This is a genomic window from Micromonospora coriariae (assembly GCF_900091455.1).
GTDB classification, from domain to species: Bacteria; Actinomycetota; Actinomycetes; order Mycobacteriales; family Micromonosporaceae; genus Micromonospora; species Micromonospora coriariae.
In genome coordinates, this window is sequence record NZ_LT607412.1 from 1,644,047 (window position 1) to 1,665,368 (window position 21,322).

Here is a 21,322-nt window from a genome sequence, read left to right on the forward strand (position 1 = left end):
TGACCGGCGACAGCGCGCCGGTCAGAGCCCCGTGGGCGACCTGGTCAGCCGACGCTGACCAGACCGATGTCGAGGACCGTCTCCGCGCCCTGCGCGAGCTGCACCACTTCGGACTGCGCCGACTGCTGGTCCGGCCCGTCGAAGGTGACGAAGACGTCGGAGTCGGTGGCGTCGTCACCGGTGTCCGGTGTGGTGAACCGGTACGTGGTAGAGAAGAGTTCGGCGAGCAGCTCGTGCTGCCCGTCGCGCAGCGCCACCCGGTAGGTGCCGTCCGCGTTGACTGTGATGTTCCGCGTGGGGCCGTCGGACGGCAGCACCGACAGGGCCAGTTCACCGGTGGACAGCCCGGTCTCCTCCGGGTCGCGCTGGCCGTCAGCGTCCGCGTCGAGCCAGACCCGGCCGGTCAGGTACGCGGCGGTGCCGTAGACGAAGCCGCCCTGGTACGTGTTGCCGCGCGGGTCCTCGCCGGGAGTACTGGTGGAGAGGGTGACGGTCACCGGCAGCGGGTCGCCGGGCTGGCCGCCCTCCGGCACCTGGCCGCTGAATGAGAGCACCGGGGTCTGCGCGCCCGGCGCGAGCGGGCCGTTGACGCATTCCCATTCCTGATCGGTGGCGACAGTGGTGCACTTCCAGGACGGGTCGGACTGGTTGCCGACGCCCCCGAACAGGCCGGCGGCAGCGACGACCCGGACCCGAACGTCCTCGGCGGTCTGGGTGCCGTTGTTGGCGAAGTGCATCGGGTGCTTGACCCAGTCCCCGGCCAGTACCTCGTACCCGGGGATCTGCACAACGCTGGAGACGTAGAGGTCGGGGTAGACGACGCCGGCGTCGTAGGTGACGGTCTGCCGGGTGGTGTTGTTGCGGGTGCTGGACTCCCTGCTGGTCGACGAGACGGTGGCGATGATGTCGCCCGTCTCGCCGTCGGCGCCGGGCCGGAACCGCACCCCGAAGGCCATCGGGGCGGCCTTCTGCCCAGCGGGCAGCGCGGCGTGGGTGCAGACCAGGCTGGCGCTCAGCGCGCACTGCCAGCCGTCCGCCGCCGGGCCCTCGCCGTCGACGTACGCGTTGGCGGGCAGGTCGACGGTCACGGTGACCCCGTCGGCGGTCGCGACCCCCGCGTTCGCGACCGTCATGTCCGTCATCACGGTCTCACCCTGCACGGGGATCCGCGACCGGTCGACGGTGAGCCCGACCGTGAGGTCGGCACGATGCACGGCGGCCGACGCGGGGTTCGCGACGCCCACTGACCCGAGGGTCGTGGAGAGGACTGCCAGCGCGAGTACCGCGCCGACCCGTCGGTGGAGGATGCTCATGCAACTCCCTGTCTGTAGGGACGGTGGCCTGCTGTGGCCACCCCGCGGCAATCCGGACAGACCCAAGATCACCGATACTTCCAGACGTTTGGCGACGGTCGCCGACGCGTCGTTACATCGGGCGGGGGAGGAATCCGTCCCCGCTTCGGCGACCAGCCCCGGGGTCATGACTAGCCGCCCGGGGAACGGGTACGCGCGACCGTGGTGGCGACCGGGCAGTGCTGACACCCTCTGGCAGGAGGCACACGCATGGCGAAGTTCCTGTTGAGATCGACCTACACCATCGAAGGGGTCAAGGGGTTGGCCAACGACGGCGGCACGAAGCGCGCCGAGGTCGTCCGCAAGTCGATCGAGGCGGCCGGCGGGCAGATGGAGTCGATGCACTTCGGGTTCGGTGATCACGACACCTTCGTGTTGTGTGACCTCCCCGACAACAGCGCGGCGGCCGGGTTGGCCATCGCGATCCGAGCGGCGGGCGGCGTGGACACGAGGATCACGCCGGTGCTGACCCCGAAGGAGGTCGACGAGGCGACCCAGCGCAAGGAGGAGTACCAGCCCCCAGGGAGGTGAGCGTCCGCTGATCCGGCGCACCCGCCGGTTGACGCGCGGCTCGGCCGGGACTCGGGCGGAACGGCGGGACGCTGTCCCGTGGCCAGCCGCTACGCGGGCGCGTCGTACCCCGTCGCTAGCGTGGCGTCAGCCCCTGGCCTTCACCGCCGACGACCGGGCCGCCGTCCAGGCGTTCCACGACGCCGCAGTGAAAGCCGGCGCGGAGGTGCTGCACGCGCCCCGCGTCTGGCCGGAGTACCCCCCGACCTACTTCGCCGCGTTCGTCCGCGACCCGGACGGCAACAACGTCGAGGTCGTCTGCCACACCCCCGAGTGATTGGACCTACCGACGTGGAACAACGGATCAGCCTGGTCACCCTCGGAGTCGCAGACGTGGCGCGCGCAAAGGCGTTCTACGAACACCTCGGCTGGCGCGGCCAGGAGGTCGAGGAGACGGTGTTCTTCCAGGCCGGCGGCCTGGCGGTGGTGCTGTGGGGCCGGGACAAGCTGGCCGACGACGCGGGCGTCGACGATCCGGGCACCGGCGGCTTCGGTGGGGTGACCCTGGCGCAGAACGTCCGCTCGCGGGTCGAGGTCGACGAGGTGATCGCGGCGGCGGTGGCCGGCGGCGCCGAGGTGACCAAACCGGCCCGGGAGACGTTCTACGGCGGCTACGCCGGCTACTTCACCGACCCGGACGGTCACGTGTGGGAGATCGCCTGGAACCCCGGTTTCCCCCTCGCCGAGGACGGCACCATCACCGTCCCCGACTTCGGCACCACGGACTGAGCCGGAGAACGATCACGGTCCGGTCGTGGGGCAGAGCAGCCGGTCCAGCAGCGGTAGTTGCAGGGGATCCAGGCAGAGCGTGATCAGGGCCGCGGCCTCCGGCGACGCTGATGGACTGGGCGAGGCCGGAGCGGTCGGTGTGGGCGACGCGGTGGGCATGATGGGACGGTTCACCGGGGGCGGGTCCGTGGTCGGAGCCGGCCCGGGTGTCGGCGCGGTACTGGTGGGCGGGACCGGCGCGCTCGGCGGCCCCACAGTGGTCGGCGGGCCAACGGCGGTGGGCGGTGCCGGCGCGACCGGCACCGTCGGCCGCACGGAAGTCGTGCTCGGTGCGGCGTACGGCGCGCCGCCGGTGGTTCGGGCCGGCAGCGTACGGCCGACCGACCCGGCCCAGCCCCGCTCCGGTGCCACCGGCCCGACGGGAAGGACCGGGAGAAGGTCGCCGACGGCCTTCGGCACGTCCGCGGCCACGACGATGCCCGCTTCGGCCCGTTGCGCTGGGCCGGTCGTTTGCGGCCCGAACGCTCCTGGGCCGAGTGTCGCGACCACCACCGTCGCGACGGTGGCGACGGCGACCCCCCGGCGATCGGGGCGCAGCGCCGTCCACGGCGCTTCCTGGGGTCCAACGAGCGGCGGCGGTGTCGGCCGTGCGCCCTGGTGGACGTCGAGCAGGGCGTCGATCTGCGCGGTGACGGCGGCGCGTTCCCCGGCGGCGGCAGCGATGGCGAGGGTGAGGTAGAAACGGGCGTTCACCGCGGCGGTGGCCGGCACGAGCAGCCCGCCGAGCGGGCTGCGGTCGGTGGTGTGCAGCAGGGTGAGGGGTACGTCGGGGTGGTGGGCGGGGGCGGCCAGGTCCGCGTACCGCCATTCGCGCCGGTGCTCGCCCCCGGCGAACGCCACCCGGTGGCTGGTCACGACGGCCACGCCGGCGTCGACGACCCGCAGGCCGGTCGGCGGGGCGCCGTCGGGTGTGTCGGCGAAGGTGACGGGGCCCGGGGTCGGCAGGCCGGCGACGTGCCGCGCCTCGGCCTCGACCAGCTCTGCCATGGGGAGTACGCGGAACACGAGTTCGTCGTCGGCGAGATCCACGGGCAGGCCGGTGCGCGGCTGCGTGCACCCGAGGAACCCGGCGGCCTCGATCCGCAGCCGGCTCAGGTGGTCGTTGCGCCGGAGCCAGGCGTCGGTCTCGGTGCGGTACTCGCGTCGTCGCCGCTCGTTTTCGCGCTCGGCCCAGGCGATCCGCCAGGGGGAACATGCCAGTGAGGTCACGGTCACACGCGGTACAACCGCTCATCTACGGGACAGGCAACGCGGACGGGATCGATGCTTCCCTTTGTTCCCGAAAGGCGAGAATTGACAGACTAGAGCACCTCAAGCCGTGCCGTCGCCTCAGCGGGGACGATCGCGAAGTGCACGGTCCGGCCGGTCCTGCGCCGTCCGAGGCGGTGCATCAGTGGCACGAGCACCCCGTGCAGCAGCGGGTACTTGCGGCGCAGCGTGCGGGCGGCGTCGCCGTACTCCGGGCCGGTCAGCCGGCGGGCGGTGGCCTGGATCGCCGGGCCGGTCGGCACGCCGCGCGCGGTCGAGGCGGCGACGGTGACCGTCGGGTTGTTGCCGATCCGCCGGGTCTTCCAGGCCCGTTCGAAGCTGCGCACGTACGCCCGCTCGCCGGCCACGGCGATGCTCACCGGCGTCGCGACCGGGCGGCCGTCGCGGCGGTACGTGGTCAGCAGGACCGTCTTCTGCCCGCCGAACGGGGTCAGCTCCGGCACGCTGGACGGCGAGATCGTGCCCAGTACCCAGCCCCGCTCCCGCCACCGGTACGCGAACGCCACAGCGGCCACCACCACGGCACCGGCGATCGCGAGGGTCTGCCCGGTGGTGCCGCCGAGGTTGCGGTCGGCGACGTGCACGACCGTGTGGGCCGTCCCGCCGACCGCGTAGCCGGCCAGCGCCACGGTGAACGCGTCGGCCCAGATGGTGGCGAGCAGCACTGTCACGCCGATGCCGAGTTGGAAGGCGCCGACGTCGTGCACGAAGTGTCGGTGCGGCGGAAAGTCGGCCCAGGCGCTGAACGAGGCCGGCGCGAGCAGCGCCCACACCCCGACGATGACGCTGGCCAGGCCGAGCAGGGCGGCGGCGGGTCGCACGATTGATCTCATGCAGACCTGACGAGGCAACGCTGCCGGGCGTGACAGGCCAAGGGTGGAGCCGGGCCGACGAACGGCCCGGCTCCACCAGCGGTCACTACGGGCGCAGCGAGGTGAAGAACTGCCTCATCTCACCGGCGAGCAGGTCCGGCTCCTCCAGCGGCATGAAGTGCCCGCCCCGGCCGGGCTCGCTCCAGTGCCGGATGTCGGTGCAGGCCCGCTCGGCGCTGGAGCGGGGCATGTCGGCCTGCGAGGGTTCGGTGCTCACCGTGAACGCGGCGGGCGCGGTGATGTCGGGTCGTGGGGTGTTGAGGTCGAAGTCGAAGTACTGCCGGAACGACGAGCCGATCGTCCCGGTCGCCCAGTAGAGCGTGATGATGGTGAGCAGGGTGTCCCGGTCGAAGCTGTTTCCCAGGTCACCGTGGTTGTCGCTCCAGTCCCGGTACTTGTCGACGAGCCAGGCGGCCAGCCCGACCGGGGAGTCGACAAGCGCCGCCGCGAGGGTGTCCGGCCGGGTGCCCATGATGGCGCTGTAACCGCCGTCGGTCTCGTCGTACGCGGCCTCGGCGTCCAGGTAGGCCTGCTCGGTCGGGGACAGCGGACGGGCGTCGAAGCTGGCCGGGAACGGTGGGTGGATCATGTGGATGCCGGCCACCTGCTCCGGGTACAGGGCACCCAACCAGCCGGTGGCCACCCCGCCGATGTCGCCGCCGAAGGCGCCGTAACGCTCGTAGCCGAGCACGTCGGTCATCAGCTCGTGCAACGTACGGGCCAGCACCGCCCGGGTAAGCGGTTCCTTCGGCAGCTCCGACCAGGCGAACCCGGGCAGGGACGGCACCACCACGTCGAACGCGTCGGCCGGGTCGCCGCCGTACCGGCCGGGGTCGGTGAGCCGGTCGACCAGCGGCAGCATCTCGACGAAGCTGCTGGGCCAGCCGTGGCTCAGGATCAGCGGCAGCGTCGTGGGCGCGCCGGCCGGACGGACCGCGCGGACATGCAGGAAGTGCAGCTTGCGGCCGCCGACGACGGCCAGGTGGTGCGGGTACGCGTTGAGCTCCGCTTCGCGGGCCCGCCAGTCGAACCCGTCGCGCCAGTAGGACACCAGGTCCCGCAGGTAGTCCGGGTCGGCGCCGCCCTGCCACGGCTGGTCGCCGCTGCGGTCGGTGAAGCGGGTACGGGCCAGCCGGGCCCGCAGATCGTCGAGGACCGCATCGGACACGTCGATGCGGAACGAGGAGAAAGACATTGGTCCTCCGATTAAGGAGGGCGCTCCCCGACGCGAGAGGTCAGCTGAGGGGGACGGCCGAGAAGAGCGCCCAGGAATGACGATTGGTGGTCACCGGGCTCACCTCCTCTCGTGGCTGACGGAGATCACCTTACCCGAACGGGCCGAGCATCGGACCCCGGGCCGGGAATCGGGACGGCGCGCGCGGCGGGTACGCCTCGCAGTGCTCGGTCCACTGCTCGGCGGCGACGGCCAGCACGTCCGCGGAGACGGTGAGGATCAACGGGTAGATCGCGGTGGACGGCCGGCGCATCCACGGCGGCAGCGACTCGGCGGAGAACTCCACGATCAACTCCAGCCGGCGACGGCGGATCACCCGGCTCCGCAGGGCCAGGTTCGGTTCGGTGAAACGGACCATCGCCGGTGTCGGGCTCGGCCCGCCGGCTGCCTTCGCCTGCCCGCGCAGCCAGCCGCCCAGCGCGCGGGCCTCCTCGACCATCAGGCTCGGGTAGTGGTGCGACCAGGTCTGACCGTCTGCGGTGCGGGCGTCCACCTCGATGAGCAGCCAGTCGTGCCAACCGGGCGCGGCCCGGTCGGGGTCGTCGGGCGGGTCGATGCCGGGCTGGTAGCCGACCGGGCGGATCCGCACCCGCGCACCGTCGTCAGACCGGATCTCCACCCGGTGATTCTGGCCGATCGAACCCGACGGGCGGGCCAAAACCGGATTAAACGGTCACTTCGCGACGGTTCGCCGCACGCCTCGGTGCTCGGCGCAGGCGTTCGACCGGCCGCCGGTCAGGCTGATCGAGCCGTCGCGGCACTGCACCAGGTAGCCCCGGCCGGCCCAGAACTGCGGCACACAGTCGAACCAGTCGCACACCTCGGCGGCCGGCCGGCGGATGCGGGTGCCGCCGCAGAAGTCGTACCCCAGCGGGTTCACCGGCGCCCCGCAGCGCGGGTCGCGTGTCGTGGTGGGCGACGGGCGCGGCGACTTCGCCGGCTTGGGCGACGTGCGGGGCGCCGGCGGTGTGGCCGCCGGGCGGACCAGCGCGGGAACCACACTGGGAGTGGGCGCGGGGGTCGCGGCGACCGCGACCTCGGCGCCACCGGTCGGGTCGGACGGGTCCGACTCGATCAGCGCCGCCGGCACCAGGAGCGCGACGGCCGCGGCCACCGCGACGGTCCGCCGACCACCGGGCACCAGCGCGGAGAGCCGGGCCTGCGCGGGCGTGGCCGCGGCCGGCCGGAACGGCTTGAGCTGTGCATGCTCGGCGATCAGCTCGTCGAGCTGGGCGAGCACCGCGGGACGCTGCTCGATCGCGTCGGCGAACGCCAGGGTGAGCTTGAACCGGAAGTCCGCCGCCGCGTCGGTGGGCAGCATCAGCCCGGAGGTACGCCGCCGGTCCAGCACCTGGATCAGGGTGACCGGGGCCGCCGGGTCGTGGGCCAGGCCGGTCATCCGGCCGTACGCCCAGTCGCGCCGACCGCGACCGCCGAGCAGCACCAACCGACGGCTGGTGATCACCGCCATGCCGGCGTCGGCGACCCGGACGCCGTCGGGGCGGCGCGGGCGCAGCGGCCCGGACGGCGGGGCGACCGTGAGATCCGGCGCGGGCAGCACAGTGGTGTGCCGCACCTCGACCAGCTGCGCGGCCGGCAGCGCCCAAAGCACCACCTCGTCGGCGGCCAGCTCCAGCGGCAGGCCGGCACCGGCCGCCACGGAGCCCTGGAAGTCAGCGGCCAGTGCGCGCAGCCGCCGCAACTCGTCGTCGCGTCGCCGCCACGCCGCCTCCGCGCCACGGAACGTGCTGACCCGCCGAACGTTCTGCCGGTGCGCCCACCGGTACCGCCATGTGGAACCCGTCGAATCAGTCTTTGCCACGCCGACTCCTTCGCCGCGCAGGCCACCAACCGGGGTGTCACACGTGTTAACAGCGGCGGCGCGCCACCCGGACACGCTAGAAAGGGGCGAAGTAACCGATCGGTGGAGTAAACCGAACGATTGGGCGATGGTGCACCTTCCCCCGTGTCCTGCGGGGACGGTCGCTGTCTCGGTAACGTCAGCCGCAGCCGGGGGCGACGCCGGGGCACCGCTGCGCGAAGGGGGTGACGATCGTGCCGCAGGGCACCCGGTTCGGGGTGGTGGTCGGCGTCGACATCGGCACCACCAGCACCAAGACGGTCGCGTACGACACCGGTGGACGGCAGCTCGCCAGCCAATCGGTCGGCTACCCGCTCAACAACCCTGAGCCCGGGTACGCCGAGCAGGACCCGCACCTCATCCTCGACGCGGTGCTGGAGTCGATCCGCGCGGTGGTGGCCGAGCTGGACGAGCCGGTGGCCGGACTGTCGTTCGGCTCCGCAATGCACAGCCTGATCGGGCTCGACCCGGCCGGCAACCCGCTCACCCCCTCGTTGACCTGGGCCGACGCGCGATCCACCAGGCAGGCCGAACGGCTGCGGGCGGTCCCGTCCGGCCTGGCCCTGCACCGGCGGACCGGGACACCGATGCACCCGATGTCGCCACTGCCCAAGCTGCTCTGGTTCGCCGAGCAGGAGCCGAAGCTCTTCGAACGGGTCGCCCACTGGGTCGGCATCAAGGACTGGGTGCTGCTGCGGCTCTGCGACGCGCTGGTCACCGACCACTCCGTCGCCTCGGCCACCGGCCTGATGGACATCCACAAGCTGGAGTGGGACAGCGAGGCGCTGGCCATCGCCGGCATCACCGAGGACCAACTGCCCCAACTGGTCTCCACCACCACCGTGCTGCCCGGGCTCACCGCACGGGCCGCGGCGGCGACCGGCCTGCCGCAGCGCACCCCGGTGGTGGTCGGCGCCGGTGACGGTCCGCTGGCCAACCTGGGCCTCGGCGCGGTGCAGCCCGGCATGGTGGCCTGCACGATCGGCACCAGCGGCGCCATGCGGGTCATGGTCGAACGGCCCGGCGTGGATCCACTCGGCGGGGTGTTCTGCTACGCGCTGACCGAGGACCGCTGGGTCGTCGGCGGCGCGATCAACAACGGTGGCATCGTGTTGCGCTGGGCCGGTGAGGCGCTCGCCCCGGACCTGGGCGAGCGCTCCGAGCAGGAGCTGGTGGCACTGGCCGCCCGGGCGCCGGTCGGCTCGGGCGGGCTCATCATGCTGCCGTACCTGCACAGCGAACGGGCGCCACACTGGAGCGCGCTGCCGCGCGGCGCGTACGTGGGGCTGACCCACGCGCACCGCCGGGAGCACCTGGTACGGGCCGCGCTCGAGGGAGTCTGCCAGCAGCTCGCGCTGGTGCTCAGCTCCGTGCGCGCGGCCGGCAACGAGGTCCGCGAGATCCGGGCCGGCGGTGGTTTCGCCCGCAGCGGCCTGTGGCGGCAGATGCTCGCCGACGTGCTCGGCCTGCCGGTGAGCTTCCCGGCCGGGCACGAGGGGTCGGGCTTCGGCGCGGCCCTGCTCGGCATGCAGGCGCTGGGGTTGATCCCCAGCATCGACGTGGCCACCGACCTGGCGCGCATCGAGGAGACCGTCCGCCCCGACCCGGCCGCCGCCGCCACGTACGCGGCGCTGCTGCCGCTCTTCGCCGAGCTGTACGACGCGCTGGCGCCCACATTCTTCTCCATGCGCCGGCTCGCGCCCGGCCTGCCCACGGAGCGCTTCCCCGCGGCGCCACCGATCTGACGACCGCCCGGACGGGTGACGCCGAACGCGACGACCCCAGCCACCGCCCGCACTTCATATCGTGCAAACGTGAAAAAAAGCGACAAGCAGCACTCATCTTCTCAGTTGGCCCGCGTACCCCTGAAGTGGCTGATCGCGGCGGTCGCGCTGATCATGGTCGCGACGACCGGGCCGGCCACCGCGGACGGTCCCGGCCCGGGGGACGAGCCCGGGGTGGAGCCGACGCCGGAGCGGGCGCCGACCAGCGAGGTGTCCTGGCTGTCGTTCCCCGGTGGGGTGTTCGCGGTGGACCCGCTCGGGCACACCGTGCGGTACCGGGCCTGCGACGGCGACACCGGCCGGGTCGCCGACCCGGACATGATCGTCGCCGCCGGGGTGGCCAGCGGCGAGGTCACCGTCGAGGACAGGAGCTACCGCTACCGGGTGCCGCTGATCGGGCGGAGCCAGGGCACGCTCGCGGTGATCCGCCGCCACCACCCGCTGACCGAGCTGACCGGCGAGGTGGTCACCAGCCCGCAGCCACCCACCGATCCGGTCGCGGGAGCCCGGCTGTTCCCACTCAGCGGGCAGCTCGCCCGGGTGGTCGCCGACGCGAGCCTCAACCCGTCCGGGGTCACCGTCCGGGACCTGTCCGGCCGGTACGGCGATCAGCAGATCGCGGTCAACGGCTCGCTCCGCCCCAAGGCGGCCAGCGTGATCAAGCTGTGGATCCTGGTCGAACTGCTCCGCCGCGTCGACTGTGGACAGGCCTCCCTCGACGACGGCGTACTGGTCACCCCGGCCGACGTGGTCGGCGGCACCGGCCAGCTGCAGTTCGAGACCTTCCCGCAGGTGGTCACCCTGCACCGGCTCGCCCAGTACCTGATCAAGTACAGCGACAACATCGCCGCGAACGTGCTGATCACCTACCTGGGCGGGTTCGCCCCGGTCAACGCCCTGATCGACTCCATGAACCAGCGCTCCACCATCCTGGCCCGCCGGATGCTCGACAGCGCCGCCGCCCAGCGCGGCGAGGAGAACTACACAAGCCCCGACGACGTGGTGTCATTGCTCGGCGCGGTCTGGGACGGCGACATCCTCAGCCCCGCCTCCCGCGACCTGATGATCGGCTTCATGCGGGAGCAGACCCTCAACACGAAGATCCCCGCGGCGCTGCCGCCCGGGGTGCCGGTGGCGCACAAGACCGGTGACCTGCCCGACGCCTCACACGACGTCGGCTACTACCTGATCCCCGGCACGGAGACCGCCGTCGCGTTCCTCACCGCCGGACCGATGGATACCGGCGACGAGACGGTCCGCCGGATGGCCCGCACCGTCTACGACTACCTGGTCACCCCGACGGACGGGGCCTATGAGGAGTGAGCCGGGCTCAGGCGCCGGGGATGTTCGCCGGCGGGTCCTCGCCGACCAGGTCGGCCGCCGGCGGCTCGGCCGTCACCGGCTGCCCGAAGTCCGAGTACGTCAGGTCCAGCTGCGCGGTCTGCGACTGCTCGCTGGCCAGCTCGATCCGGTAGCGGACCAGCCGCCCCTGCTCGTCGACAGTGGCGGTGAACGGCACCGCCGCCGCCCTGTCGCCCAGCACGGCCCCGACCCCGCTGCCCAGCACCGCGCCACTCGCACGCAGGTCCAACGTGCCGGCGTACTCCCGGACACCGGTCTGGCGAACCTGGGCCGGCGCGGTCAACGTGCCGGCCAGCCGGGTGTTGTCCAGGCCCTGCTTGGCGGCGGGCGATCCCTCGGCGCCGACGTGCCACCAGGTGCGGCCGTCCCAGACCGGCACCCGGCGGTCCGGGGCGGTGACCCGCACGTAGACGTCCGGCCCGGTGGTCAGCCGCTCGATCTTCACCTCACCGGTCGGCACCTTGAGCGAGGTGGTCTCCAGGCCGCGCCGCGCCTTCGGGTCCCAGAGCACCACAGTGCCGTCCCCGCCCGCCTCACCGCCGGCGCCTACTGTCAGCTTGTAGGTCTGCTGGTCGATCTTCGCCGCCGCGGCGACCAGCACGCTGACCGGGTCGGTCGCGGCCGGGGCGGGTGACGCGCCGGCCGCCGGGCGACCCGCGTCGGGCTCGTCGCCCCCGACGGCCAGGGCCCACACTCCGGCGGCGATCGCCACGGCCAGGACGGCGCCCGCCGCGACCAGCTTCGGCTTGTTCACGGTCATCTCCCCCGAGCGGCGCGCCCGCCGGCCGGTGGCCGATCGACGCTGACCGCGGTGCGGTCCGGCCAGACTAGCCGGACCGCACGGACCGCTGTTTCCGGTCGGCCTCCCGGCCGATCAGGCGCGGCTGATCGCGTTGGCGTGGATCGCCTCGTTCAGGTACGCCGCCAGCCCCGGCGCCATGTTCTCGTAGTGCCCGGTGAACCGCTCGTCGGCCAGGTACATGTCGGCCAACCCGGTGTGCATCTCGTACGAGCACTCGTAGAACCAGCGGCCGATGATCTGCCGGTGCTCCTCGGCCAACTCCATCGCCTCGGGGCCGTCCGCCGGGGCGCCCGAGGCCAGCACCGCGACGATCCGCCGGCCCCAGTCCTCGTTCTCCGCCTTGATCCGCAGCCAGTCGTCCTTCGTGTAGCGCGACGCCCGCCGGTTCGACTCCCGGTACGCGTCGGTGTCACCCCAACGCTGCTCGGCCTCGACCTCGTGCTCCTCGGGGTTGAAGTCACCGAAGACCTCGAACCGCTCCTCCGGAGTGAGTTGGATGTTCAACTTGCTCGCCTCCATCGCGAACTCGATCGCCGTGACCATCTCCTGCAACCGCTTGATCCGTACCGTCAGCAGCTCGTGCTGGCGACGCAGGTGCGCGGCCGGGTCGGCCGCCGGGTCGTCGATGATGGCGGCGATCTCCTCAAGCGGGAAACCCAGCTCCCGGTAGTACAGGACGAGCTGCAACCGTTCCAGGTCCGCGTCGTCGTAGCGGCGGTAGCCGGCCGTGGTCCGCCCGCTCGGCGAGAGCAGCCCGATCTCGTCGTAGTGGTGCAGCGCCCGTACCGTCACGCCGGCGACCTTCGCCACCTGACCCACCGTGTACGCCATGGTTCCCCTCCCTTCCGGAAACCAGGCTCCCGCCTGCCGCTACGTCAGGGTCAAGGCCGATTCTGACCCACCGTGCCGGGGCCGTCCGGGCGCCCGTACAGATAGCCCTGACCGCGTGGGCAACCGATCGCGGTGACCGCCGCGTGCTGGCGCTCGGTCTCCACCCCCTCGGCGACCACGGCCAGGTCGAACGCGCCGGCCAGCCGGGTGACCATCTCCACAGTGGCGTACGCCCGGTCGTCCGTTCCCAGCCGGGCCACGAACGAACGGTCGATCTTCAGCTCGGTGGCCGGGATGCGGTGCAGGTAGCTCAGCGACGAGTAGCCGGTGCCGAAGTCGTCGATGGCGATGCCGATGCCCAGTTCCCGCAGCTGACGCAGCCGCTCCAGCACCGCCTCGGTCCCCTCGATCAGCGCCGACTCGGTCAGCTCCAGGGTCAACGCGCGCGGCGCCAGCCCGGCGCCGGCGGTGGCCTCGGTGACCGTGGCGATCAGGTCCGGCCGGCGCAGGTGCGCCGCGGAGATGTTCACCGCGACGGTCGCCTCCGGCGCCCGGTCCCGCCAGGTCGCCGCGGCCCGGCACGCCTCGTGGATCACCCAGCGGTCGATCGGCAGGATCAGCCCGGTCTCCTCCGCCAGCGGCAGGAACCGGGCCGGCGCCAGCATCCCGAGCCGGGGATGCCGCCAGCGCACCAGGGCCTCGGCGCTGCGTACCGCGCCGGTCGCCAGATCGACGATGGGTTGGAACTCCAGGCGCAGCTGCTCCTCGTCGACGGCCCGACGCAGGTCGGCGATCAGCTCGGCCCGGGAGACGGCCGATTCGCGCAGCGCCGGGGTGCACGTCCGGTACGCGGACTTCCCGGCCGCCTTGGCCGCGTACATGGCGATGTCGGCGTCGCGCAGCAGGTCGGTGTGGGAGGCGTGCTGCGGCCCGTACTCGGCGATGCCGATGCTCGCCGACGGGTGCACGCCGACGTCCTCGTCCCCGTCGGAGGGTTGCAGGGCGTCCAGCAGCCGTTCGGCGAGGCGCTCCGGGGGTACCGGTCGGTCGCCGTGGACCAGCACCGCGAACTCGTCGCCGCCGAGCCGGGCGATGGTGCCGTCACCGTCGACCGCGGCCCGCATCCGGGCTGCCAGCCCGGTGAGCAGGGTGTCCCCGGTGGCGTGCCCGAACCTGTCGTTGACCTGCTTGAACCCGTCCAAGTCGAGCAGCAGGACGGCCACCGGCCGGCCGTCGCGCAGGGCCAGACGCAGCCGCCGGTTGAACAACAGCCGGTTGGGCAGACCGGTGAGCTGGTCGCCGTACGCGAGCCGGCGCAGCCGGGCCACCAGGCGCAGGTTCTCGTTGGCGGCCAACCCCTGGCGTACCGCGAGAGCCGCGAGCAGCACCATCATCGTCACGAAGACCAGCGGCGGCGTCTGCCCGGTGGGCCGGCGGGCCAGCACCACCGCGATGATCGCCCCGCCCACCGGCAGGTACGGCAGCGCCACCCGCCACCACGGCGGCGGCGACGACTCGGCGGTGTCGTCGGTGCCGTCGCAGTCCGGCGGCGGCGGGTACCCGGCGGCCAGGCCGATCAGCAGGTAACTCAGCGGCCAGCACAGGTCGATCAGGTGGCCGGCGGCGTAGTCGGCGCGCGCGACCAGCGAGACGTACCCGACATCGGCGACCACCCGGATGGTGAGGCTGGCCGCGAGCACACTCAACGGCCGCCACACCGGCCGGGCCGGACCGACCACCGCGACCAGGATGGTGAGCTGCATCAGGTCGAACATCGGATAGAGCAGCCCCAGCGTGCGGTCCGGGTCGGCCAGCTCGGCGGCGGCGACGCCACGGAACACCAGCACCCAACCGATCGGCACCAGCGCCAGCGCGACGATCACCCCATCCAGCAGCGTCCGGGCCCGCCCGACGGCGGTCCGGGGCGCGGAGGGCGAACAGAGCAGCGCGGCGGTGCCGGTGAGGATGCCGGCGGTGAAGACCGCCCCGACAAGCGGCGTGTGCGGCAGGTCGCCGCCAACGACCCGTTGCGCCGTCCAGATCGCCCGGCCGAGCGCGGCGAGCACCATGGTGGCCGCGAGCAGCGTCCAGAACCGGCGCAGTGGAACTGGTTGACGGCGAGCGGCCCCGACGCAGGCAACGGTGGCCCAACCGGCGACCAGCAGCGCGCCCAGGTCACTGACCAGCGCGACGCCGGGCAGCGCGGCGACCAGCCAGAACGACTCCGCGACCAGGACCGCGCCCGCGAGAAGCAACCCGGCGCGGCCCGATCCGGCCAGCGCGACGCCCATCGACTGTCCGCCCGCGGCCGCCCCGGTCGCTGGCGCTGCTGCGGCCGGCGCCGGGATGGTCGGGTCGCCGGGTGCGGGTGGCACGCCGTTCAGCTCCGCGGGAGTGCGCTCCCCCGCAGTCTGCTTCACGTCCTGTCGCGACACGGTCGCTCCGGCTCTTCGTCGTGCGTGCACCCTCGGCGGACCGGTCCACGGCAAACCCCGAAAGCCTAGTCAGCGTCCGAGGTGCCCGCCAGGGACCGGACGCGCGCAAATCGAGCCGGTCCGGCCACAAAGGAGACCGCGTCGGGACGGGCCTCCTCTGGTACGCGCCCCTGTAGAGCTGCCCCAGGAATGGGGCAAGCGGAGTGCCGGGGGCGGGCTCTTTTCTGGTCGGGATGGCCCGGGTCGCTCGGGCTGGCCCGGGTTCCTCAGGTTCGCCATGTGTCCTAAGGCTCGCCCGGCTTGCTCCGCTGGGCCCGCCGGTGGTTGTCCGCGTGGGGCCGGGCAGGTCGTGCCCGGTGCCCCACATTCGGGGCAGCTCGACAGGACGCGAGGGTGACACCTGCCCCTCGCCAGAACACGGCGAGCACCGGCGCGGCCGACGCCCTTTTGGACGCGAGGTGCTCGCCGGCCCCCGGGAGGGGGCACCACCACGTCGGCGGCGGTAGGTGTGCGACCGGTGCGGTCAGCGGCCGGCGGAGCGGTTCCAGGGTGAGCGGGGCAGCCTGGTGCCGGCCAGCGGACGGCGGACGCGGCGGTGCTTTCGTCGCCCCGGGGTGCAGGGCGGACGAGGGGCGGTGTGCACCGGGAGGCCGGACGACGGCGGCGGCCGGCGGATCAGCCAGCACAGGAAGCGGGCCATCGGCGGCTCAGCCGACCGGGAGACGGTCGGCGTCGGACTTGGAGATCTCGTACTGCGCCCCGCAGAACGTGCACTGCTGTGCATACCTGGTGCGGATCGGGATGAGCGGGATGAAGAACAGGGTGAACCTGGTCGACCGTCGGGTGATCACCTGCGCCGCGTGGTTGCCGCAGTTGCGGCAGACCTCCTGCACGACACCCGAACGGTCGACCTTGGTACGTAGACCAAAGATGAAGAACATCGCACGCCAGTACCCACTCCAGCCGGATAAGTCACCGAATCCGGCCAGCGAATCGTCACAGCCGTGAGCTGCTGATCGCAGCCAGACAGGTTTAGTGATTGGTATACTGATGAGGTGCGCCAGGAGGAGTGGGAGGTCTTCGTCGTCGACGAGGTTCGGGCCTGGATCGACAGCCTGGACCAGGCGACGTTCGCCCGGGTTGTGCAGGCGATCGACGCGCTCGCCGAAGCCGGACCAGGGCTGGGCCGGCCGTTGGTCGACACGATCACCGGGTCGTCGATAGCGAACCTGAAGGAGTTGCGGCCGGGCACAGTCCGCATCCTCTTCGTCTTCGACCCTTGGCGCGCGAGCATTTTGCTCGTTGCCGGGGACAAGGCGGGCCAGTGGTCGAGTTGGTATCGACAGGCCATCCCGCCCGCTCGCCGAGCAACGCTACGAGATCTACTTGAAGGAACGCGCACATCAGGAGGGGGGACGGCGGTGAGTGGTCACGTGCGGTGGGCGGACATCCGGGCGGAGTACGTGCAGCGCGCTGGCGGCGAGGCGGCTGTCCAAGCGGGCAAGGAGGAGCTGCTCTCGCAGGTCGTCGGGCACCGTCTCGCGGAGGTGCGACGGGCCCGTGGTTTCACTCAGCAACAGATCGCTGAGCGGATGGGCGTGACCAAGGGCCGGGTGTCCCAGATCGAGCAGGGCCGGATCTCCGGTCAGGACGTCGTGGCCAGGTACGCCGCCGCACTCGGCGGCCGGCTGCACCAGGCCATCTACTTCGATGACGGAGACATCGCCGCCATCGCCTGAGCCATCAGCGGACCCCTGACCCCCGCATGGGCCGACGCGCGGCGAGCGCCGGCCCGTGGTGCGTGGGCCGGCGCTCGTAAGGGCCGTTACCGCGTCAGCTGGCCGCTGCGGTCGCCTCGGTTTCCAGGCCGGGGACCTCGGCGGGGAGCCAGATCGGCTGCCAGTCGGGCACCTCGTGGAAGCGGCGCAGCTCCGCCAGGCCGGCCACCGACCCGCTCCAGGCCGCGTACGGGGGGTTGCCCTCGTCGAAGCCGCTCTGCACGAAGGTCAGCGTGGTCCGGCCACCGGACTCGGCCAGCTCCCAGGTCGAGACGCCGGTGGGCCCCCAGTCGACGGACATCTTGCGGCCCGGCTCCAGGTCGACCACCTTGGCCGCGTACCCGGCGTCGAAGCCGCCCATTGCGTACCGGCCGCCGACCCAGGGCTCGATGCCGATCGGGAAGCCGAACCAGGCGCTGGCCTGCTCGGAGTCGGTCAGCGACTGCCACACCTTGTCGGCGGGGGCGGCGATGACCAGTTCGCCGCGCAGGTCGGCGGAGGTGAAGTCGGTGCGCGGCAGCGGCGGCCGGCCCTCCAGGTGGGCGGCCAGGTTGGCGATGGCCAGCGCCCAGTAGGTCTGGAGCACGCCGCGGATGCTGGAGCCGCTCATCGCCTCGGCGAAGTCGAAGTGGCTCTGCGTCAGCGTCAGCACTGTGCTGTCGGCGCCCTCGGCGGTCAGCTGGAACTCGGTGGTGGTCTCCACCCCGTCCAGCAGCCAGGTGAAGCGCAGCGTGTCGTCGTCGGCGTGCACCAGCCGCTGGTGCGCGGCGTCGCCCTCGGGGGTGTACCGGCCCCAGAACTCGTACCGCTGAGGCAGCTCGACCTCGGCGTGCTCGGCCAGCCAGCGGCGCAGCTCGGCCGGGTCGGTCAGGGCCTGGCGGACGCGCCCGACGGGCGCGGAGAGGCGGGCCTGAACCTTCATCGGCTCACTCATGGTTGTTCCCTTTCGGATAGCAGGCCACGGCGAGCTTGAAGGCATCCCCTTCGCTGCCGCCGTAGCGGGTGAACAGGTCCTGAAGTGCGGTTTGCAGGTCGTGCAGGAACTGCTGGCGTTGCTCGGCCGGCACCCGGATCTCGCCGGAGACCCCGATCGAGGGCAGCTCGGGCGCCGCCCGGTCCAGGGCGGCGATGTCGGCCTGCACCTCCTCCATCAGGTCCAGCAGGTAGCCCAGGCTCAGCTCGTCGCGGGCCCGGCGCAGCCCGATCCGGCCGACCAGCCGGGGCGAGAGCCAGTAGGAGCGCGCGGCGGCCTGGTAGATGCCCTCGGTGATGCCGCGGACCTTGCGCTCGTTGACCAGCTCGACCAGGCCGGCCGCGACGAGCTGCTTGACGTGGTAGTAGACGCGCTGCGGCGTCTGGTCGAGCCGGGCCGCGACCTCGGTGCAGGTGCGCGGCTCGGCCAGTTGCCGCAGCACCTCGACACGCTGCGGCTTGAGCAGGACTTCGGCCTGCTCGATCTGCTCCAGGTACAGGACGTCTCTCATGGCAAAATCAGTTTGTACGTACAAAATTTGTTTGTCAATGGCTTCGCGAGAAGCCGCGCCGACTTTTCGGCGCGGCTTCAGGCGACGGCGGTCACGAGACCATCAGGGCAGCCAGTCGGGCCGCAGCGGATAGCTGCTCCTAACCTCCGGGCCGTTTTGGGTGGCCAGCACCTGGTGCAGCTGGATGCCGTTGCGCTCGAACGCCATCCGCGACCCGGCCATGTACAACCCCCACACCCGGGCGGTGCCCGCACCCACCTCCGAGACGCAGAAGTCCCAGTGCTCGACCAGGTTGCGGCACCAGGCGGCCAGCGTCAGCGCGTAGTGCTGGCGCAGGTTCTCCTCGTGGTGCACCTCCAGCCCGGCGTCGTGCACCTCGCTGATCAGCCGACCCGGGCCGGCCAGCTCCCCGTCCGGGAAGACGTACCGGTCGATGAACGCGCCGGAGCGGTGCGGCGCCCGATTGTCCGCCCGCGTGATGCAGTGGTTCAGCAGCCGCCCGTCCGGCCGGAGCCGGTCCCGCAGAGCCCCGAAGTACGCCGGGTAGTTGCGCACCCCGATGTGCTCGGTCAATCCGATGGAGGAGATGGCGTCGAACTGCTCCGCCGGCGCGTCCCGGTAGTCCAGGTGCCGCACCTCGGCCAGCTCGGTCAGCCCCTCCCGCTCGATCGCCGCCTGCGCCCACTGCGCCTGCGCCTTGGACAGGGTCACCCCGAGCGCCTTGACCCCGTACTCGCGCGCCGCGTGCCGGACCATGCCGCCCCAGCCGCAGCCCACGTCCAGCAGCCGCATCCCCGGCTTGAGCGCGAGCTTGCCGGCGACCAGGTCGTACTTCGCCGCCTGGGCCTGCTCCAGCGTGTCCTCCGGAGACCGGAACACCGCGCAGGTGTACGTCATCGACGGGCCGAGCACCTTCTCGTAGAAGGCGTTCGAGACGTCGTAGTGGTGCGAGATGGCCGTGCTGTCCCGGATGCGCGAGTGCCGCAGCCCGTTCACCACCCGCTTCCAACGCGGTTGCGCCTCCTGCGGCGGAGCCGGCGGCGGCAGCAGCCGCTCCCAGCCCAACCCCCGGACCAGCGCCAACCCCTCGGCCAGCGACGGTGGGCGCAGCTTCAGCTCGTCCTTGAGCACCCGCAGCGCCTCGTACGGGTCGCCCGGATGCAGCCCCTGCAACGCCAGGTCACCACTGACGTAGGCCCGGGCCATGCCCAGGTCGCCGGGGGCCGTGAGCAGGTACGACAACCCCCGCTCGGAACGGATCGACAGGGTGATGCCCGCGTCGGACGGGCCGACGGCGCTGCCGTCGTACCCGGTGATCCGCACCGGCAGCGGCCCCGCGGTGACCGCGCGGATGACATCCGCCACGGTCGGACCCGTTCGCCGGCCCCCCGCCGGCGGGGTGGCGGGGACGCTCGCCGCCCCCTGATCTCGGTCGGTCAGGCTCATGCTCGTGCTACCGCCTTTTCGTACAGTCCCGTCAGCCGGTGGTCCGGGTCGTAGCGGTCTTTCACCGCGCGCCACGTGTCGCCCCCGTAGAGGCGATCGAAGGCGTCCCGGTCGTAGTACGCGTCGGAGTAGAGCGACTTGTGCCCGCCCGACTCCGACACCCTGCGTTCGATCGTGCGGTTGACGTCGCCGTCGGCGGCGCCGGGCGCGATCGGCACGCTCCCCCAGAACCCAATGTTGACGTAGTCCTGCCCCGGCTGGAGGGGATACAGCGGCCAGGACCGCGCCGAACCGGGACCCGCCGGCTCGCGCAACCGCAACGGACAGAGCCACACCGGGTTCATCCCCACCGCGCCGGCGAACCAGCGCAGGAAGTCGGCGGTACGTTCGAGCGGGATCTCCACATCCTGCACCACCCGCTCCCGGGCCGGCTGGCCGCGCAGCCGGTCGATCCGGGCCGCCACCTGGTGCCGGTGCTCGAGCCGGACCAGCCGGTGGTAGACGTCGCTGCGCCGGTAGCGCGCCGGCCAGAGCCGCCGCACCACCGGGTGCTGGGCGCCGAACGCCGCCGAACACCAGAACCAGTCGGTGTCCCAGCGCCACAGGTAGTCGTACCCGGTGAGCACGTCACGGGTCCGTTGGCGCAGCGACCGGTAGTAGATCGCCTGGCCGGTGTAGTCGCTGGGCGGCTCGGCCGCGTCGGTGAACGTGGCCAACACCAGGTACGCCTCGCCGGGGCTGAACATCACCCCGTCCATCGCGTCGACCGGTTCGCCGGCCCAGGACCGGGTCGCGGTCACCTCGGCGATCGCGTCGGTGAGCGCCTCCAGCCGGGTGAACCGGATGTTGCGCAACGCCACGTACCGGCCGATCGGTTGCAGCTCGATGCGTAGCCGGGTGGCGTAGCCGAGGCTGCCCAGGGAGTTGGGGAACGCGGTGAACAGGTCCGCGTGCTCGCCCTCCGGCCGGGCGGTGACGATCTCGCCGGAGCCGGTGAGCACGTCCAACTCCCGTACCGACTCGTGCGGCAGGCCGTTACGGAAGGAGGTCGACTCGATCCCGAGGCCGGTGACCGCCCCACCCAGCGTGATGGTGCGTAGCTGCGGCACCACCAGGGGCATCAGCCCGTGCGGCAGCGTCGCGTCGACCAGGTCCTCGTACGTGCACATGCCCTGCACGTCGGCGGTGCGCCCGGTCGGATCGACCGACAGCACCCGGTTGAGGCCGCTCACGTCGAGCCCCGGCGTCCGGGGAGCGGACCGGGGTCGGAACAGGTTGGAGGTCCGTTTGGCGAGCCGGACAGGCTCGCCCGTGGGCACCGCGGCGTACGACCGCCGCAACGTGTCCACCGCTTGATCATGGTCAATCGAGTGATCCACACGCTCAGCGCGCATGTGATCACCTTACGCCCGTCCCCCGGGAACCGTGGGATGTCGACGGTGGCCATTTCCCG

The 21,322-nt window shown here is 72.2% G+C and carries 19 protein-coding genes and 2 pseudogenes; 7 read left to right on the forward strand and 14 right to left on the reverse strand.

Annotation, left to right across the window (positions count from 1 at the left end; all coding sequences use genetic code 11):
* Nucleotides 1-44: 44 nt before the first annotated feature.
* Nucleotides 45-1,313 carry an SdrD B-like domain-containing protein gene (locus GA0070607_RS07590; protein WP_089017552.1) on the reverse strand — a complete coding sequence of 423 codons (1,269 nt, stop codon included), beginning with the start codon at nt 1,311-1,313 and terminating at the stop codon, nt 45-47.
* A gap of 249 nt (nt 1,314-1,562) precedes the next feature.
* On the opposite strand from GA0070607_RS07590, the gene GA0070607_RS07595 reads away from it, so the two are divergent.
* The 3 genes and pseudogenes from GA0070607_RS07595 (at nt 1,563) to GA0070607_RS07605 (ending at nt 2,651) form a co-directional block, all read left to right on the forward strand.
* Entirely contained in the window at nt 1,563-1,883 is a 321-nt protein-coding gene (locus GA0070607_RS07595; RefSeq protein ID WP_089017553.1) for a GYD domain-containing protein, read from the forward strand.
* Nucleotides 1,884-2,016: 133 nt separating this feature from the next.
* A pseudogene (locus tag GA0070607_RS07600) lies at nt 2,017-2,199 on the forward strand (VOC family protein); the annotation flags it as partial.
* Between the two features lie 14 nt (nt 2,200-2,213).
* Nucleotides 2,214-2,651 (forward strand): VOC family protein, encoded by a 438-nt coding sequence (locus GA0070607_RS07605; RefSeq protein ID WP_089017554.1) that lies wholly within the window; start codon nt 2,214-2,216, stop codon nt 2,649-2,651.
* Between the two features lie 12 nt (nt 2,652-2,663).
* Here the strand turns inward: GA0070607_RS07605 and GA0070607_RS07610 are convergent, their stop codons facing one another.
* The 5 genes from GA0070607_RS07610 to GA0070607_RS07630 all read right to left on the reverse strand — a co-directional run bounded on the left by GA0070607_RS07610 (nt 2,664) and on the right by GA0070607_RS07630 (nt 7,908).
* Nucleotides 2,664-3,920, reverse strand: coding sequence for a hypothetical protein (locus tag GA0070607_RS07610; protein ID WP_157743105.1), 1,257 nt, complete (start codon nt 3,918-3,920; stop codon nt 2,664-2,666).
* 92 nt (nt 3,921-4,012) lie between these two features.
* Nucleotides 4,013-4,813 carry a PPOX class F420-dependent oxidoreductase gene (locus GA0070607_RS07615; RefSeq protein ID WP_089017556.1) on the reverse strand — a complete coding sequence of 267 codons (801 nt, stop codon included), beginning with the start codon at nt 4,811-4,813 and terminating at the stop codon, nt 4,013-4,015.
* Between the two features lie 85 nt (nt 4,814-4,898).
* Nucleotides 4,899-6,047, reverse strand: coding sequence for an epoxide hydrolase family protein (locus GA0070607_RS07620; RefSeq protein WP_089017557.1), 1,149 nt, complete (start codon nt 6,045-6,047; stop codon nt 4,899-4,901).
* Between the two features lie 130 nt (nt 6,048-6,177).
* The gene (locus GA0070607_RS07625; RefSeq protein ID WP_089017558.1) at nt 6,178-6,705 is read right to left on the reverse strand and encodes a WapI family immunity protein; all 528 of its coding nucleotides are present in this window, start codon (nt 6,703-6,705) and stop codon (nt 6,178-6,180) included.
* 54 nt (nt 6,706-6,759) lie between these two features.
* Nucleotides 6,760-7,908: a hypothetical protein gene (locus GA0070607_RS07630; RefSeq protein ID WP_089017559.1), complete on the reverse strand. Its 1,149-nt coding sequence runs from the start codon at nt 7,906-7,908 to the stop codon at nt 6,760-6,762.
* A gap of 233 nt (nt 7,909-8,141) precedes the next feature.
* On the opposite strand from GA0070607_RS07630, the gene GA0070607_RS07635 reads away from it, so the two are divergent.
* Nucleotides 8,142-9,692, forward strand: a complete 1,551-nt coding sequence (locus GA0070607_RS07635; protein WP_197701244.1) for a gluconokinase — start codon at nt 8,142-8,144, stop codon at nt 9,690-9,692.
* 69 nt (nt 9,693-9,761) lie between these two features.
* Nucleotides 9,762-11,054 (forward strand): serine hydrolase, encoded by a 1,293-nt coding sequence (locus GA0070607_RS07640; protein WP_157743106.1) that lies wholly within the window; start codon nt 9,762-9,764, stop codon nt 11,052-11,054.
* A gap of 7 nt (nt 11,055-11,061) precedes the next feature.
* Here GA0070607_RS07640 and GA0070607_RS07645 read toward each other — a convergent pair whose 3' ends face one another.
* The 4 genes from GA0070607_RS07645 to GA0070607_RS07660 all read right to left on the reverse strand — a co-directional run bounded on the left by GA0070607_RS07645 (nt 11,062) and on the right by GA0070607_RS07660 (nt 16,102).
* Nucleotides 11,062-11,847: an LppX_LprAFG lipoprotein gene (locus tag GA0070607_RS07645; RefSeq protein ID WP_157743107.1), complete on the reverse strand. Its 786-nt coding sequence runs from the start codon at nt 11,845-11,847 to the stop codon at nt 11,062-11,064.
* 120 nt (nt 11,848-11,967) lie between these two features.
* Nucleotides 11,968-12,726, reverse strand: coding sequence for a MerR family transcriptional regulator (locus GA0070607_RS07650; RefSeq protein WP_089017562.1), 759 nt, complete (start codon nt 12,724-12,726; stop codon nt 11,968-11,970).
* Between the two features lie 50 nt (nt 12,727-12,776).
* Nucleotides 12,777-15,161, reverse strand: coding sequence for a putative bifunctional diguanylate cyclase/phosphodiesterase (locus GA0070607_RS07655; RefSeq protein WP_231930898.1), 2,385 nt, complete (start codon nt 15,159-15,161; stop codon nt 12,777-12,779).
* A gap of 707 nt (nt 15,162-15,868) precedes the next feature.
* Nucleotides 15,869-16,102: a zinc-ribbon domain-containing protein gene (locus GA0070607_RS07660; RefSeq protein ID WP_089017564.1), complete on the reverse strand. Its 234-nt coding sequence runs from the start codon at nt 16,100-16,102 to the stop codon at nt 15,869-15,871.
* Nucleotides 16,103-16,216: 114 nt separating this feature from the next.
* Here GA0070607_RS07660 and GA0070607_RS33235 point away from each other — a divergent pair.
* Both GA0070607_RS33235 and GA0070607_RS33240 read left to right on the forward strand, forming a co-directional pair.
* Nucleotides 16,217-16,586: pseudogene (locus tag GA0070607_RS33235) on the forward strand (type II toxin-antitoxin system RelE/ParE family toxin).
* Nucleotides 16,583-16,900 carry a helix-turn-helix domain-containing protein gene (locus tag GA0070607_RS33240; protein ID WP_231930899.1) on the forward strand — a complete coding sequence of 106 codons (318 nt, stop codon included), beginning with the start codon at nt 16,583-16,585 and terminating at the stop codon, nt 16,898-16,900. Before GA0070607_RS33235 ends, GA0070607_RS33240 begins: the two are co-directional and overlap by 4 nt.
* A gap of 94 nt (nt 16,901-16,994) precedes the next feature.
* Here the strand turns inward: GA0070607_RS33240 and GA0070607_RS07670 are convergent, their stop codons facing one another.
* The 4 genes from GA0070607_RS07670 to GA0070607_RS07685 all read right to left on the reverse strand — a co-directional run bounded on the left by GA0070607_RS07670 (nt 16,995) and on the right by GA0070607_RS07685 (nt 21,263).
* The gene (locus tag GA0070607_RS07670) at nt 16,995-17,873 is read right to left on the reverse strand and encodes an SRPBCC family protein (protein ID WP_089017566.1); all 879 of its coding nucleotides are present in this window, start codon (nt 17,871-17,873) and stop codon (nt 16,995-16,997) included.
* On the reverse strand, nt 17,866-18,423 hold the full coding sequence (locus GA0070607_RS07675) for a winged helix-turn-helix domain-containing protein (protein ID WP_089017567.1): 558 nt from the start codon (nt 18,421-18,423) through the stop codon (nt 17,866-17,868). The genes GA0070607_RS07670 and GA0070607_RS07675 overlap by 8 nt, the downstream gene beginning before the upstream one ends.
* A gap of 102 nt (nt 18,424-18,525) precedes the next feature.
* Nucleotides 18,526-19,869 carry a class I SAM-dependent methyltransferase gene (locus GA0070607_RS07680; RefSeq protein ID WP_089017568.1) on the reverse strand — a complete coding sequence of 448 codons (1,344 nt, stop codon included), beginning with the start codon at nt 19,867-19,869 and terminating at the stop codon, nt 18,526-18,528.
* On the reverse strand, nt 19,866-21,263 hold the full coding sequence (locus GA0070607_RS07685) for an FAD-binding oxidoreductase (protein WP_089017569.1): 1,398 nt from the start codon (nt 21,261-21,263) through the stop codon (nt 19,866-19,868). The genes GA0070607_RS07680 and GA0070607_RS07685 overlap by 4 nt, the downstream gene beginning before the upstream one ends.
* Between the last annotated feature and the right edge of the window lie 59 nt (nt 21,264-21,322).